11 protein-coding genes and 2 pseudogenes are annotated in these 15,412 nt (G+C 59.8%); 7 read left to right on the forward strand and 6 right to left on the reverse strand.

Annotation, left to right across the window (positions count from 1 at the left end):
• Entirely contained in the window at positions 1-1,551 is a 1,551-nt protein-coding gene (gene istA, locus NGR_RS00485; RefSeq protein WP_010875060.1) for an IS21-like element ISRsp2 family transposase, read from the reverse strand.
• A 179-nt stretch (positions 1,552-1,730) separates the two neighbouring features.
• Between istA and NGR_RS00490 the strand changes: the two are divergent.
• Positions 1,731-3,420, forward strand: a pseudogene (locus NGR_RS00490) (ATP-dependent Clp protease ATP-binding subunit); the annotation flags it as partial.
• Positions 3,421-4,124: 704 nt separating this feature from the next.
• Here NGR_RS00490 and NGR_RS00495 read toward each other — a convergent pair.
• From NGR_RS00495 to NGR_RS00515, 5 genes and pseudogenes are all read right to left on the reverse strand, one after another.
• Positions 4,125-4,868: an ETC complex I subunit gene (locus NGR_RS00495; RefSeq protein ID WP_012706170.1), complete on the reverse strand. Its 744-nt coding sequence runs from the start codon at positions 4,866-4,868 to the stop codon at positions 4,125-4,127.
• Between the two features lie 76 nt (positions 4,869-4,944).
• Positions 4,945-5,269, reverse strand: a pseudogene (locus tag NGR_RS00500) (Hsp20/alpha crystallin family protein); the annotation flags it as partial.
• Between the two features lie 90 nt (positions 5,270-5,359).
• On the reverse strand, positions 5,360-5,878 hold the full coding sequence (locus NGR_RS00505; RefSeq protein ID WP_012706171.1) for an Hsp20 family protein: 519 nt from the start codon (positions 5,876-5,878) through the stop codon (positions 5,360-5,362).
• A gap of 209 nt (positions 5,879-6,087) precedes the next feature.
• Positions 6,088-6,879, reverse strand: a complete 792-nt coding sequence (locus NGR_RS00510; protein ID WP_240545090.1) for a FadR/GntR family transcriptional regulator — start codon at positions 6,877-6,879, stop codon at positions 6,088-6,090.
• 356 nt (positions 6,880-7,235) lie between these two features.
• Positions 7,236-7,649, reverse strand: coding sequence for a GlcG/HbpS family heme-binding protein (locus tag NGR_RS00515; RefSeq protein WP_012706174.1), 414 nt, complete (start codon positions 7,647-7,649; stop codon positions 7,236-7,238).
• A 327-nt stretch (positions 7,650-7,976) separates the two neighbouring features.
• On the opposite strand from NGR_RS00515, the gene NGR_RS00520 reads away from it, so the two are divergent.
• From NGR_RS00520 to NGR_RS00545, 6 genes are all read left to right on the forward strand, one after another.
• On the forward strand, positions 7,977-8,996 hold the full coding sequence (locus NGR_RS00520) for a substrate-binding domain-containing protein (RefSeq protein WP_012706175.1): 1,020 nt from the start codon (positions 7,977-7,979) through the stop codon (positions 8,994-8,996).
• Between the two features lie 174 nt (positions 8,997-9,170).
• Complete coding sequence (locus NGR_RS00525) at positions 9,171-10,664, forward strand: sugar ABC transporter ATP-binding protein (protein ID WP_012706176.1); 1,494 nt, start codon at positions 9,171-9,173, stop codon at positions 10,662-10,664.
• Between the two features lie 123 nt (positions 10,665-10,787).
• Positions 10,788-11,834 carry an ABC transporter permease gene (locus NGR_RS00530; RefSeq protein ID WP_012706177.1) on the forward strand — a complete coding sequence of 349 codons (1,047 nt, stop codon included), beginning with the start codon at positions 10,788-10,790 and terminating at the stop codon, positions 11,832-11,834.
• A gap of 37 nt (positions 11,835-11,871) precedes the next feature.
• Entirely contained in the window at positions 11,872-12,930 is a 1,059-nt protein-coding gene (locus NGR_RS00535; RefSeq protein WP_012706178.1) for an ABC transporter permease, read from the forward strand.
• A gap of 36 nt (positions 12,931-12,966) precedes the next feature.
• On the forward strand, positions 12,967-14,658 hold the full coding sequence (locus NGR_RS00540; RefSeq protein WP_012706179.1) for a GMC family oxidoreductase: 1,692 nt from the start codon (positions 12,967-12,969) through the stop codon (positions 14,656-14,658).
• Between the two features lies 1 nt (position 14,659).
• Positions 14,660-15,355 carry a gluconate 2-dehydrogenase subunit 3 family protein gene (locus tag NGR_RS00545; protein WP_012706180.1) on the forward strand — a complete coding sequence of 232 codons (696 nt, stop codon included), beginning with the start codon at positions 14,660-14,662 and terminating at the stop codon, positions 15,353-15,355.
• Positions 15,356-15,412 lie beyond the last annotated feature (57 nt).

Raw genomic sequence — 15,412 nt, forward strand, 5'->3', positions numbered from 1 at the left:
TCACTGGTAGTAGGATCGGCCACGGATATTGGTATGCGCAGGCGTGGGGGCCGCGTGTTCAGCCTGCGGTCTTTCCCGGTCGAGGCCGGATTTGAGGATGGAGGCGACGGAGGAATAGGTGATGGCATTAATGGTGAGCGCCCGCTCACAGGCCGCCTCGAGGCGCTGGGATCCATAGCGCGGCGCCAGCGACAGAATGCCCATGGCCGAGCGGTATCCCTGTTCCGGATGCGGCCTGTCGCGCATCATGCGTTCGACCAGGATGGCGGCATTGGGGCCGATCTGGGTCGCACGGCCGATCAGATTGGCCGGCGTGGTGTTGGCATAGCGCTGATGCGCCTTGGGCATATGGTCGTTGACGGTGACGTGGCCGGAACGCTGGGAGCGGCGAACATGGCTGGCGACACGCTGGTGGTCGTGGAAGATCTCGACCACCCGGTGGGTGAGCCGCACCTGGAGGGTGCATCCGATCAGCCGATGCGGCACCGAGTAGAAGGTCTTGTCGACCTCGACATGATAGTCCGGATGGACCTTCGCCGACTTCCATTCCGCATATTCGAACGGTATCGCCGGCAAGGGCTTCAAGGCTGGCCGCTCGATCTCCTCGAACAGCTCGCGGCGGCTTTTGCCGACATGGCGCATCGTCCGGTTGTTCAGGTCCTCGAGCAATTCGGCAATCGCCGTGTTGAGGGCGGCAAGCGAGAAGAAGGTACGGTTCCTGAGCCGGGCCAGAATCCAGCGTTCCACGATCAATACCGCGCCTTCGACCCGGCCTTTGTCGCGCGGTTTCCTGCTGCGGGTCGGCAGGATCGTGGTGTCGTAATGCTCCGCCATGGCGGCGAACGTCGCAGTCAATGTCGGCTCGAACCAAAGGGCCTTGGCCACCCCCGATTTGAGGTTGTCGCACACGATTGCCTTGGTGACCCCACCATAGAAGGTCAGAGCACGCACCTGACCGTCGATCCAATCCGGCAACTGCTGGCTAAAGCTGGCATGGGCGAAGGTCAGGTTGGAGGCGCCCAGCACCGCGACAAAGATTTGGGCCGGATGGATGACACCGGTTGCCGGATCGATCACCGGCACCGTCGGCCCGGCATAGTCGGTCTGCATCACGGCGCCCGCCGCGTGCCGATTGCGGAACGCTACACTGGTGCGCTGCCGAAAGGCGGCAACCTGCTCGCAGAACCAGGTGAAGCCGTAACCATCAGGATGGCTGGCGCGGTATTCCTGCCATAGAAGCGTCAGCGTCACGCCTTTGCGCTTCAGCTCCCGAACCACCAGCGCCCAGTCCGGCTCGCTGAGATCGCGCGGCGGTCGACCGGCTCGGCCGAACAGCCGCCGCTCCAGCTTTGCATCCTCGTCCGCGCCGATTGGCAACGGCCACGAAAGCCCGGCTTCCCGAGATCGCAGCAAATAGGTCGATACCGAGCTCTTGCCGATCTTCAGCCGCTCGGCAATCTCGCGCACCGAAAGACCCTCTTCATGGGTCAGGCGCAGAATAGTCCGGATATCCCTCACTGTCGTTCGTCTTGCTTGCTTCCGTCTCGGCATCGGCCCCTCTCAACGTTGTCGTGAGAGGCCTAACCAACAAGACGGCGCAGCCGCGAACCAACCCGTCAAACCGCCGCCGGAAACTGTCCGGGATTTAGCGGAATCGCTGTCCGGGAATTACTGAAAACTGTGTCCGGAGATTACCGGAAATCCTGTCCGGACTTTGCCGAAACCCGCACGAGAAGCGGCTCGTCGAGTTAAACATCAATTCAATGGTCGCAGGATCCAAATACAGGGGCGAGTTTGAGGAGCGGGTACAGCAGATCCTGAAGGAGGTGACTGACAACCGGAATGACCTGGTTCTCTTCATCGATGAGATCCACACGATCGTGGGCGCCGGGCAGGGGGGTGGTGAAGGTGGCCTGGACATCGCCAATGTCTTCAAGCCCGCGCTGGCGCGTGGTGAACTGAACCTGATTGGGGCCACGACGCTCAATGAGTACCAGAAGCATATCGAGAAGGACGCTGCGCTGGAGCGCCGTTTTCAGCCGGTGCTCGTTCCCGAGCCGACGGTGGCCCAGGCAATCATGATCCTGCGCGGCCTGCGCGACACTTTGGAGGCTCATCATAAGGTCACAATCACCGATGAGGCGATCATCGCGGCCGTCGAGCTTTCGGATCGCTACGTCACCGGACGCTTCCTGCCAGACAAGGGCATCGATCTGATTGACCAGGCTGCGGCGCGGGTGAAGATATCTGCTACGGCACGACCGGTAGACTTGCAGGAGCTGGAGGCGGAGGTCCAGCAACTGAAGCGGGAGCAGGACTATGCCTCGTCGCGCAAGCATTTCGACAAGGCGTCGGAGCTCAAGGCACAGGTCGAGACCAAGCAGGGGGAACTGGATGCTTTGACCGAGACCTGGAAGCGCGACCGGGCCACGGGGTCGGCGGAGGTGCGTTCGGAGCACGTTGCGCAGGTGGTTTCCAAGCTGACCGGTATTCCGGTGACCGAACTCACCGTCGAGGAGCGCGAACGGCTCGTCAGGATGGAGGAGAAGCTGCATGAGCGCGTCATCGGCCAGGAGGAGGCGATCAAGGCCGTTTCCGATGCCGTGCGTCTCGCGCGCGCCGGCCTGCGCGAAGGTCGCAAGCCGGTTGCAACCTTCCTCTTCCTGGGACCGACAGGCGTCGGCAAGACCGAGCTTGCCAAAGCGCTGGCCGAGATTGTCTATGGCGACGAGGATGCGATGGTCAGGCTCGACATGTCGGAATATATGGAACGGCACACCGTAGCTCGCCTCGTCGGTGCACCCCCCGGTTACGTGGGCTACGAAGAGGGTGGACAGCTGACCGAGAGAGTCCGTCGCCGCCCTTATACCGTGGTTCTGCTCGACGAAATCGAAAAGGCTCATCCCGATGTCTACAACGTGCTGCTGCAGGTCTTCGACGACGGGCGGCTGACCGACGGCAAAGGGCGGATGGTGGATTTCACCAACACAATCATCATCGCCACATCAAATCTCGGGTCAGACATCATCCAGCGCAACCTGCGCCTGCGCGGATCCGCTGCCGAGGATCCTGGCAAACTCAAGCGCGAATTAATGGAGGTGCTTCGTGGACACTTCCGGCCCGAGTTCATCAACCGCATCGACGAAATCATTGTCTTTCAGTCGCTCAGCCGGGAGGAAATCAAGGCGATCGTCGAATTGCAGCTCGAGCGGGTGAAGAGAACCGCCCACGGCCAGGGCATCGAGCTTGAAATTGACGCATCTCTGATCGACTATCTGGCAAGTGAAGGTTATCGCCCGGAGTTCGGCGCGCGCGAGCTGCGTCGGCTGATCCGATCGGAACTTGAGACTGAACTGGCCCGCGCCATGCTTGCCGGCGAAGCAACCGACGGCGCGAAAGTCATAGCGCGCTGGGACAGCACGCATGACAAGATTGCATTCAAGATCGAGCCGGCGAAAGACACGGCGGCACCGAAGTCCATACTGCCGGAAACAAAAAGGCGAACCAGAACCAAACCTGAGAGCGAGGGCTCAAGGCCCTCCGTCCACTGAGGACGGGCATCTGCTACGGCGGCGCCGAACGGCCGCTGCTTCCAGCCGACTTGGGGCGAGGTGCTGCCAGTGAGAATCGACCGGTCGCCCGCCCGGTGGCGCAGGGCAGACCGAACTCGCATCGGTGCGTGCAGATACGTCATCGATCTTGCCTTTCCACGAAAAGTCCGTGCATGTGACAGCAGGCAATTCAGTGGTTCATCCGCCGTTAGCGACGCTATCGCTATGGGCGGGCCTGCAAAGGAAATCGAAATGGTCGCCCGGTCGATGGGAGGCTGGGGCGCAGGCGGCTTCCCGAACCGCCGTCGCGAAGCCTGGCATCCGGATCAGGAGGAAGAAAACGATTCTCTGTCCGCTCCAGGCAGAAACGGTGCGAGTTCGTCTGGCGTGAACGCGCCATCTGCAATCTCATGCAGCGCGAGCTCGCTCACGGCGATATTCGTTTTATCAAGCCCGGGCCCCAGCGCCTCGCGCGAGCGCCCGGCTTCGCGCTGCCGCTGCAAGCGCCAGCGCAAACCTGTTCGGCAGAACCTTCTGACAGTCGAAGACGAGAAACAGATCCATCGGTGTACCTCATGCGGCTTTCCGAGCGATCGTGCCTTGGAGGTCTCGACCCTCGACCTCCCGTTCGAGCGCAAGCAGCGCCTGCTCGACCTCGTCGAGACGGGAGGGCCGGTTGTTCTCCGGCATGCCTTCGTTGGTTGCCTGGTCGGGCAAGTATTCGATCCAGGCCCAGTTCATCAGGATCGAGCGCTTGGCTTCGAGCGAGAGCCCCAAGTCAAAGACCACGTCCATGGGCGAGGCCCAACTTTCCGGGCTGGAAGGATCGTTGCCGGTTGCCGCTGTGTCGAGGGCGCGCCCGTAGCTTTCCTGAAGAGACATGAGCCCGAGCCGTTCTAGCGTCGCGTCGGAGAAGGCGTGAGTCGCGCTTCCGGCCTGCCGACCGACCTGATCGGCGACCTGGCCGGCCGGCGCCTGAACGACATAGGTCAGACCCTGACGCTCGGCGTAACGGATAGCGGATTCGCGCGTCGGAAAATCGAGCTCGACCTGGGTCAGGGTGTCACGGTCGCCGGTATAGCCCATGAGGGGTTCGATGAAAGGTGCGCTGCGGCGATCAAAAACGAGACGCCATCCGTTTGTGCGCGCCTTGCCTGACGTCATCACCGATCGGGACGGCTTGAAGATGCGAGCGACCGCATCGCTGGGAAAAAAAGACCGCATCATGGAAAGAGGCTTGTGCCGATTGTCGTTCGAGGGCTGAGCCCCCGGAACTTGCGGTTTCCTTGCTTCCTCTACCTGCTTGACAATCTCCATCGTTCATCCCTCCCTTGTTAGCGAAAGATGGCGCCGGCGGCGTCGACAAAGCCCGTCGCCGGCCTCTCCGGTCAAATCAGTTCTTGATGGCGATGCGCTTGCCCTGCGACTGCGCCTTTTCGCCTTCGGCAAGATCACGGTCAGCACGCCGTTCTTGAGGCGGGCGTCGACTTGGTCTTCCTTGACCTCGTAGCCGAGCGGGATGCGCCGTTCGCATCGACCGTAGAAGCGCTCGGTGAACTGCTTGTTGTCCTCGTTTCGGACCACCTCTCGCCCTTCAGCGTCAGCACACCGTCATCGAGCAGCACCTCGATGTGCTTCTCCTCGAGGCCCGTCACCTCGGCCGTCACCTTGATTTCCTTCTCGCCGTCGGAAATCTCGACACGCGGCCAGCCACCGCCAAGCTGCGGCCCCAGGGTATCAGATCACGGACACTCATGGTTTTCTCCTTTCTGTTCTTCGATTGGCAATGTTTTCCCCTCGACGCCGGTTCATCGTCCGGCGCCGTGCGCAAATTGCGCTGTCGGGAAAGTGCAGGCTACCTGCTTCTCGGCCTCGATCTGCTTCGTTTCGACCTTCGGCAGCGCCTTACGGGTCGTGATCTCGATCCGGCGCGGCTTCATCTCTTCGGGAAGTTCGCGCTTAAGACCGATGGTAAGCAGGCCGTTCGCGAGGCTGGCGCCCACGACCTTCACGTGGTCGGCAAGTTGGAAGCGACGCTGAAAGGCTCGGCTCGCAATACCGCGATGCAGGTACTGGCCGTCATCCGCGTCCGCATTCTGGCCCGATACCATGAGCATGTACTGCTCCTGGGTGATGGCCATTTCGTCTTGCGAGAAGCCCGCCACCGCCATGGTGATGCGGTAATCATCCTCGCCGGTCTTGGCGATGTCATAGGGTGGCCAACTGTAGATCGATTCGACGCGGCTGGCAGCCTCCAGCGCGTTCAGCATTCGGTCGAAGCCGATGCTCGACCGGAACAGCGGAGTGAAGTTGAAAGTGGTTCTCATAGCCACATCCTCCTTTGAGCAACATGGGTACAAGACTGCTGTCTCCGCCGCCGGATGCTTTTACATCCGCTCGACTGGCCGGCCCCCAGGGGCATCCGGCGATTTACGATTTAGTTCAGTTGATTAGCTGTTCAAGAGGGAAGCCACCGTCGCAGACGGGCTTCCAGTCTTCCGCACCACCGATCGCTTCAACGTGAGCATAATAATGCCTAGCTGCGGACGCCACTATGTTCATGACATGCGCTTCGGCGGCCATGTTGTTGATGTACCGTAGATCTCTCGCAGCATGCGCTTCCTCCGGATTTGATGAGGTATTCCATCGCCTGCCGCGCGCCAACCTCATCCCTCCTGCCGATCTCCTCGACGATGCGGATGTGGTTGCGAGCCACTTCGTCTATGCCGCCCTTCTCGTCCGTGGGCGGACTCAATTTGAACACGCCGACCAGGGCTGCCTCGATCAGACCGCCGACCGTTCTAAGGAACGAATTTCCGGATGCTTCGAGAACGGCGAGATGGAATTTCAGGTCGGCCACAGCCAGGGCCTCGGCCGTGTGATTGGCGTCACCCATAGCAACCGCGAGCCGCATCATTGTGGCAATTTCCGCTTCGGTGGCGTTCCGCGCCGCCAAAGCAGCGGCGTGCGTCTCGAATGCGAGCCGCACCTCGATCAGATGGTAGAGGAAATCCTCGTCCACCCCACACGCGAAATGCCAGGTCAGGATATCGGCGTCGAAGAGATTCCACTCTTTCCTCGGAGTTACGCGAGTCCCGATGCGGGCCCGAGGCACAACCATGCCCCTTGCCGCGAGCGTTTTCATCGCCTCGCGCAAAACCGTGCGCGATACACGGAATCGGAGTGCCAGTTCAGGGTCGCCAGGCAGAATGCTGCCGACCGGAAATTCTCCTGAAACAATTGCCTTGCCGAGTTGGTCCACGACCCGTGCATGGCTCGTCCACTTCGGCGTGCTGGATATCACCGTGTCAAGCAGGCTCTTGTTCAAACCGTTCCCTCCCAAGAATTTCCCCCACAGCCAAGCACATATTCCACCACGATTGACACGGCCGCGGCTTTGCTCGCCATATCAGCACGGTCTCCTCCCTACGCACGCGAGTTCAGCATGGGTGTAGGCGCGAATTGACGCCGCGGCTCGAAGATGCCGCCGGCCTGAAACCCTTCCGCCAACAACAGAGGATACATCGCCAACCCCAGAACCGCCGCGACGCCGACGGCATTCGTCTTCGAACGTCCGAGCGTTGAACAGGCGTCCCGACGGCCAGCGCCCCGGCCGTCCAGGCGGTGAGAGAAGCGGGCTAGATTCTCCAGCACATCGACACTGCCGGTCAGTAAACGATCACATCAGCGATTTACTTGTCCCAGTCTTGCGACCGCGGCTTCGACGATCTCTACATCCTGTTCGGTGGTGCCACCGCTGACGCCGATGCCAGCGACAAACGTCCCGTCGATGCGAAGCGGGACCCCGCCACCAAGTACCGTATAACGCCCGCCGGCCACGGAAGCGAACGTGTAAAGGCTTTCTCCAGGACGCGCCAAAAGTGTCATGTCCGCCGTTTTGATCACCGGCAGGGCCGCGCACGTGTATGCCTTGCGTTCTGACATCTCGATTGAGATGAGATTTGCCCCCGGCATTCGATGCTTCAGGATGAGGTTCCCATGAGCGTCGATTGCGCAGAAGGTCACGCTGATGCCGCGGCGATCTGCCTCCTGCTCGACCAGCTCGGCAACCTGCTTGGCGATCTTCAATGGATCCATGGCCCCTGTTCCCTCCACATTTTGGCGCACAACCCGCTTCGCTTCGACTGAAATGCGTCGAATTGTTGCCTTGATTGTTCGTATATAAGAACTATGTTCGGAAATGCGGACACTAATGCTGGCGCCGCTCGCTGTCAATCGCGGCACCTCCGAATTTGGGGTGACGGAGCGGACTGTTGCACAGAGGGTTGACAAAAAAAAAGGAACATGGAAGAAATTCCGAAGTGAGTTCCTAAATGGGAACTTAAGCAGCGCGAGACCGGCCGCCGGCCAACCCGCGTATCGCTTGAGGAGGATGCTTCCAAGGAAGCCAGGGAGGAAATTTACATGTATCAGACGAGCATGGGCCGCAGGATAGTTTTGGGATTGATCGCATCTGTGGCGCTCGCGGGTTCACTCGCGGTGCCCGCACAGGCCCAGGAAATGAAGACGATAGGTTGGTCCGTCGCCTACTTCGATCATCCAGTCTACCAGCTGATGATGAAGGGGGCCGAGAAGGTCGCCGACGAAGCGGGCTGCAAGGTCATCTTTGCGGATGGGAAGGATGATCCCTCGGTGCAGGCCTCCCATATCGATAATTTCATAGCCCAAGGCGTCGATGGTATCATCCTGACACCGACCGTCTCCGACCCGCTGATCCCTGCGGTGAAGAAGGTGAACGACGCCGGCATTCCACTGGTGATGGCGGATCGCCGCATGCAGACCCACGGACAGCCCATCAAATGGGAAGCGCTTGTGTCCTGGGACATGGTCAAGTCGGGAACGATTGGCGGTGAGCAGACCGTCAAGGCGATTGGAGGGAAAGGCAACATCGTGGTCGTCGAGGGCACTCCCGGCGCCGGTTCCACCATCGACCGTGGCAATGCATTTTACGAAGTGATTGAAAAATATCCTGATATCAAGATCCTCGCCAAGATCCCCGCCAACTTTAATCGAGCCAAAGGCCAGGAGGTTACCGAAAACATCCTCCAGCGCTTCAAACCCGGCGAGATCGACGCCATTTACTACATGGCCGATGAAATGACCTTCGGTGGGCTGCAGGCAATCAAGGCGGCTGGTCGGCTCGGCGAATTCAAGATCATCAGCGTTGATGGCCAGAAGGAAGCCATGGATCTGCTGCGCGCCCGCGAGATCGATTACGAAGCGATCTTCCATCCCGATGATCAGGCGGTGGCCGTTCGGATCCTTTGCGATATTGTCAACGGGCGCACTCCGGATTTGGCAAACCAGACCTACGAGGGTCGCAAGATGGACCTTGTCGAATTCGAGGGCATGCCCTGGGTGCGGCCGACGGTCTATGCAGTCGACAAATCCAATGCGCATCTGCCAGAGAACCAGGGCTGGTAGTGCCTACTCGCTGTTGCCGCCGGGCGCGAACCTGTTTCGCGCCGGCGCTTCTCCCCCGCTTCCTTCGTGGTGCGGAAGAATCGGCAATCCCGAAGCAGCATTCGACAACAGCACGTTTGGCTGCGTTGGACATAACGCGTGACGTGTCGCCGCTGCGTCGGCAGGATGGATGAAATGCCAGCAATTCTTGAAATGCAGGACATCGAGAAGAATTTTCCGGGCGTCAAGGCCCTCCGGGGGGTGACGTTCACCATCGAGAGCGGCGAGGTACATGCGCTACTGGGCGAGAACGGCGCCGGTAAATCGACGCTCATGAAAATCCTTGCGGGCGCCCAGGGCAAGGACGCAGGCCAGATCCGCATCGACGGAAGGGATGTGGATATCAGCGGGCCTCTGCACGCTCGGCAGCTTGGCATCGCCATCATCTACCAGGAACTCAGCATATTGCCGCATCTTAGCGTGGCGGAGAACATCTTCCTTGGGCGGCTGCCCCGCATGGCCAGCATGCCCTGGATCGTGGACTGGAAGCTCTGTTGCGCACGCGCACGAGAACTACTGAAACAGGTGGGGCTCGACATCGACCCGCTCATACCCGCCTCTCGCCTCAAAGTCGCCGATCAGCAGATGGTCGAGATTGCCAAGGCAGTTTCGGAAAACGCAAAGATCGTGATCATGGACGAGCCGACCACGTCGCTGACCAACCGCGAGGTCGAAACCCTGTTCAAAACTGTCCGGCGGCTCCAGGAGCACGGCGTCAGCATCGTCTATGTCTCTCATCGCCTAGCGGAGGTGAAGGAGATCTGCGACCGCGCCACGGTTTTGCGTGACGGCATGAAGATCGGTACCGTGAACGTCGCAGAGACAACGAGCAAGGACTGGGTCAAGATGATGGTCGGGCGCGATCTCGACCAGCTCTTTCCCAAAATGCCGGTCAAGCGCGGCAAGGAGGCGCTGCGTGTCGAGGGTGTAAGCAGCCAGAAGCTCAAAAACGTCTCGTTTTCGGCGTATGAAGGCGAAATCCTTGGTATCGCCGGTTTGATCGGATCGGGGCGCTCGACACTTGCGCGAACGATCTTTGGCGCAGAGGCCAGAGTGGCCGGCTCGGTGAACATCGGGGGCAAGGAGGCGGCCATCGCTTCGCCGCTCGAAGCCATCAGCCAGGGAATCGCGCTGGTACCTGAAGACCGCAAGTTGCAGGGACTCGTACTGCCCATGACGGTTCGCGAGAACATCACTCTCGCCAAGCTCGGCGGCATCAGCCGGGTAGGACAACTCAACCTGCGCCGCGAAAGCAAGGTGGCGGCCGAGTACGTACAGGCACTTCAAATCTCGACGCCCCATATCGATCAAAAGACGATCAATCTCAGTGGCGGCAACCAGCAGAAGGTCGTGCTTGCAAAATGGCTCTATTCGGACGCCAGGATCCTCATCATCGACGAGCCTACCCGTGGCATCGACGTCGGTGCCAGAGCCGAGATCTATGGATTGCTCCAACAATTCGTCGAGAAGGGCAAGAGCGTCATCATAATTTCATCGGACCTGCCCGAACTCATCGGCATGAGTGACCGCATCATCGTCATGCATGAAGGACGCATAACTGCCGAGCTTGCGCCCAGCCAGTTCAACGAGGAACTGATCATGACCTACGCATCCGGTATGAGCCACTAGAGGGTCCAGGAAAAATACCTGCGTCAGCTTTTCGACCAGGGATGCCCGAGGGATGGCGGAGGAGCCGGCCTTCGGAAACGATATGCAGGTCCGTCGCGTGATAGAAAGAGTGGGAGGATCGAAATGAATAAAAGGGAAATTCACGCGAAAGGTGGAGCTGCCGACAGGCTCTCGGCACCGGCGGGCGCGTCCCACCTGATGGGGAGGTTTGGTGATCAGCTAGTCCCGGCCATTTTTCTCATCGCGCTGGTAATCACCCTGAGCCTTGTCTCGCCGAATTTTCTCTCTGTCGGCAATTTCCTCGACATTGCACGCGTCGTCTCGATTATCGGTATCATGGCCGTGGGGATGACCATTGTCATCCTGACTGGTGGCATCGACCTCTCGGTTGGTTCGACCTTCGCGCTTGCGTCCGTGGTCGCGGCCTCGTTGATCCCCGGCAGTTTCAGTGACGCGCCCCGCATATTAGCGTTCGTTCTTCCCGTTCCCTTTGCCATCCTTGCGGGCCTTCTGGTCGGTGCTGCCGTCGGCTTCATCAATGGATTCATTATTGCCAAGTCACGCGTCGAGCCCTTTATCGTGACGCTGGCGACCATGGCGTTCGTTCGCGGCCTCACCTATCTTTTTACGGGAGGTTTTCCAACGATCTTTCGCCCTATGCCCCCGCTCTTCGAGTGGTTCGGGCAGGGTTATGTTTTCGGTCTGCCCACCCCCACGATCTTTTTTGCGCTCGTCGTCCTGATCGGTGTGTGGATCACCCGGCGTACGACTTTCGGCCGCTCGATCTATGCGATCGGCGGCAACGAGGAGGCATCCCGCCTTTCCGGCATCAAGGTCCAGAGCATCAAGATATGGGCGTACACGCTGATGGGTGCTCTTGCGGCGCTTAGCGGCATCATTCTGGCGTCACGTGTCGGCGCGGCGCAGCCAACCGCAGGCCTTACATACGAACTTGACGTTATCGCCGGCGTGGTGATCGGTGGGACCAGCCTGCTCGGCGGGAGGGGATCGATCATGAGCACCGTGCTTGGCGTCTTCATCCTCGGCGTCATTTCCAACGGCCTGAACATCGCCGGTGTGCCCACCTATTACCAGTACGTCGTCAAAGGGTTGCTGCTGATTAGCGCCGTCGGCTTCGATTCCTATTTGCGCAAGATGCAGCGGAACTGACGTCTCTCTCGCTGGACGAACCACCTGGAGTATCGAAATGCAAGCTCAGTCTAAAGCAGCTGCTCCCCTGGCTGTACCACAGTTCAATGGATTGCGATCGACGCTTCTGGCGCGCGGTGGTCACCAGTTGATCATAATTGCGTTGATCATCATCGTTGGCCTCGCCATCTACTGGATCCAGCCACGGTTCCTCTCGGCCTATAGCATCGACAATATCCTGCGAACCGCCAGCATCTATGGCATCGTCGCGCTGGGAATGACCCTGGTGATCATCACCGGCGGCATCGACCTTTCCGCCGGGTCGATGATGGCGCTCGGCGGTGCTCTTGCGGCAGGTCTCCTCGGGACCGCTTTCGGAGCGGCAAATCCTCTGTCCTTTCCCCCGATGGTAGCGATATTGATCGCTCTTGCGGTGGCGGCCAGCATCGGCATGTTGAACGGTTTGGCCATTTCGGCTCTTGGTATGGCGCCGTTCGTCGTCACCCTTGGAATGATGACTGTGGTGCGCGGACTTACTTTCATTTTCGCCGATTTCACAGTCGGTTCGGTTCCGGGATCCCCGATAACATTCATGGATAGCCTGTTCTCCTGGCTGGGGTCTGGCTCCTTCGGGCCGATCCCGACGGCCGCCGCACTTTTTCTGACACTGGCCGTTATTCTGTCGATCGTGCTTCGCTTCACGCCGTTCGGACGCTCCATCTATGCAATCGGTGGAGACGCTGAGATCGCCCGTCTGGCCGGCATCAACGTTCCACTGGTCATCGTCGGCGTCTACGCCCTGATGGGAATGCTGGCGGGCCTGGGCGGCGTCGTCCAAGCAGGTCGCCTCTCGTCCGTCTCGCCTCTGATGGGGGTCGGCTATGAGCTCGACATCATCACCATTGTGGTCGTGGGTGGTGCAAGCTTGGCAGGCGGCCGCGGGACCGTCTTCGGCACGGTTCTCGCCGCGATCCTCATCTCGCTTATCGACAACGGTCTAACGATGATGAACGTGCCATCCTTCTATCAGTACCTGGTGAAGGGCTCCGTGCTGCTGGCCGCTGTGATCCTGGATCAATGGTATCAGCGTCACCGCGCGGCGATGGCAACCGCTTGATGCGTGCATAAGAGCCAGAACAACGGGATGTGATAAATGGGATCGGGAACGCCGTCACCGGTAGACGTGGTCATCGTCGGCACGGGCGCCACTGGGGGGACTGCTGCCAAAGTATTGAGCGAACGCGGATTGAACGTGGTCGGCATCGATCGTGGCCCCTATTTGACGCCCAAAGATTTTTCCGGAGACGAGATCAAGTACGTCAATCGCAACTTCCTCGTTCCTGATGTGCTGCTTAACCCACGCACCTACCGCCAGGACGAGAGCGAGACCGCGGAACTGTCGGCCTTTTCATTGCTGCCGCAGGTGGTGGGCGGCGGAACCGTGCATTGGGCCGGCTGGTTTCCCCGACCGAAACCTTCGGATTTTATCCAGCACTCGTTGCATGGCGACGTGCCTGGCGCCAGCCTCGCCGATTGGCCCTATAGCTACGAGGATCTGGAGCCCTTCTTGACCAAGGTTGAATGGGCCTTTGGCTGTGCTGGTCTAGATGCCGCCGATAGGAATGCACCGTACCGAAGCCGGCCCTATCCCAATCCGCCGATGCCACCGACCAAGTTTGGCAGGGCTTTTTATCGCGCCTGCCAAAAACTCGATATCAACGCTCACCCCATCCCGCAGGCCCTTGTCACGCAACCCTTCAAGGGTCGTAAGCCGAAGCATTTGACCGGCTTCTGGAATCTCTACGGCGATCCGAGCGGGATGCGGTCAGGTACCGCGACAACTTTCATCCCGGAGGCGCTGGCCACGGGAAACTATGAGTTGCGTACCGACTGCTACGTACAGCGAATTGTCGCAGACAGATATGGTAACGCCGAGGGCGTCATCTACCTCGATGCCGATGGCGCACAGGTTGAACAGAAGGCCAGCATCGTCATCCTTGCCGCAGGTGCGATTGAATCGGCTCGCCTGTTGTTGCTCTCGGCGACGGAGCGTCACCCCGACGGACTTGCCAACAGTAGCGGCATGCTCGGCAAGAACGCTACGTTTCACGAATATGTCTATGCAACCGGCGTCTTCGACCGCGAGGTCTGCGAGCCCTTCGACGGCTACGCTGGACACTATCTAAGCGGTGGCTCGATGCAGTTCTATGAGACCGACGAAAAGCGCGGACATATATGCGGCTCGATCATCGGCGCATCGCAGGTCGGACATCCCATCAACTGGATGCTGCCCGGGCGTCCGGTCTGGGGTGAGGCGGCAAAAAGGGCCGATCACGACTATTTCCGCCATTCCATGAAGATCGGCATGTGCCTGCATGACCTGGCCGTGGAGAGCAATCGCGTGGATCTCGATCCGACCGTCAAAGACGCCTGGGGCATGCCGGTGGCGCGCATTACGCATAGGTCACACTCGAATGACCTGGCGCTCGCCAAGTGGCAGCTTGCCAAGAACGCGGAGATACTCGATGCCGCTGGAGCAAAGCAGGTCACTTCGGTTTCACATCAGCGCTGCACGGGGAACACCTTCCATCAACACGGCACAGCGCGCATGGGATTTGACCCCTCGAAGACGGTGCTCAACGAATGGGGCGAAGCCCATGATGTCCAAAATCTCTATGTAATCGATGGCAGCGGATTCCCGACGGCCCTCGGAGTAAACCCGACGCTGACGATGATGGCGCATGCCTGGCGGGCATGCGAATTCATCGCAGATTACCACGCGAAAGGCCGCAAGTTCCGGCTCGATCGTCGGCCCGCAGCCCGGAACAACGCGGGAGGGGCTTGATATGGCAAGCAGAGCGGAATGGCAAAGGATAACTCGGTCCGTCACGGGCGGACCGGAAAACCGGCTGTTCTTTACCGCGCATGAGTGGGCCACAATAGAAGCGGCAACCGCGCGTATCTATCCCACCGACGAGACGCCAGGTGCTCGCGAGGCAATGGCGGTTCGTTTCATCGACCGCTATCTCTCAGGCCTCGACTACATCTTTGCCAGTGCCGACGGAGACGCATTCCTCCAGATCAGCGGTAAGGACCGAGACGCATGGCGCATCCGGATCGAGAAGCTCCAAAGGAGATATCGCGACGGCATCCGCCGGCTCGATGATGTCGCACTCACCGAGTTCAAGACCGAATTTCGCCACCTTGATGCCGCGCAGCAGGACCGCGCACTCGAGATCCTATCCGGTTCACCCAAACCGACTCGCATTCAGGTCGCCGAAGAGGGCGAAGCCCATGTCCAGAACATCTCGGATGATGACCTGGATTTCTTTGCCGCGCTAACCCTGCACACTAGGCAAGGCACGTTCTGCGATCCGGTCTACGGCGGCAATGCCGGTCGTGTTGGCTGGGATGCGATCGGCTTTCCCGGTCCGCCAACACTCGCCTCGACCCAGGACTGTTCCTATGGCCATGCGGACAAGTTCCTGACCGATTTTGACTGGGAGGATCTGATCCCGCATCTCAAGAACAGAGTTCGGTAACGCGCGCGAGAACGTTTCATTGATGCCGAAAGGCGGAAGGAGAAAAAATGACCAACC

This window comes from Sinorhizobium fredii NGR234, from assembly GCF_000018545.1.
Classification (GTDB): domain Bacteria; phylum Pseudomonadota; class Alphaproteobacteria; order Rhizobiales; family Rhizobiaceae; genus Sinorhizobium; species Sinorhizobium fredii_A.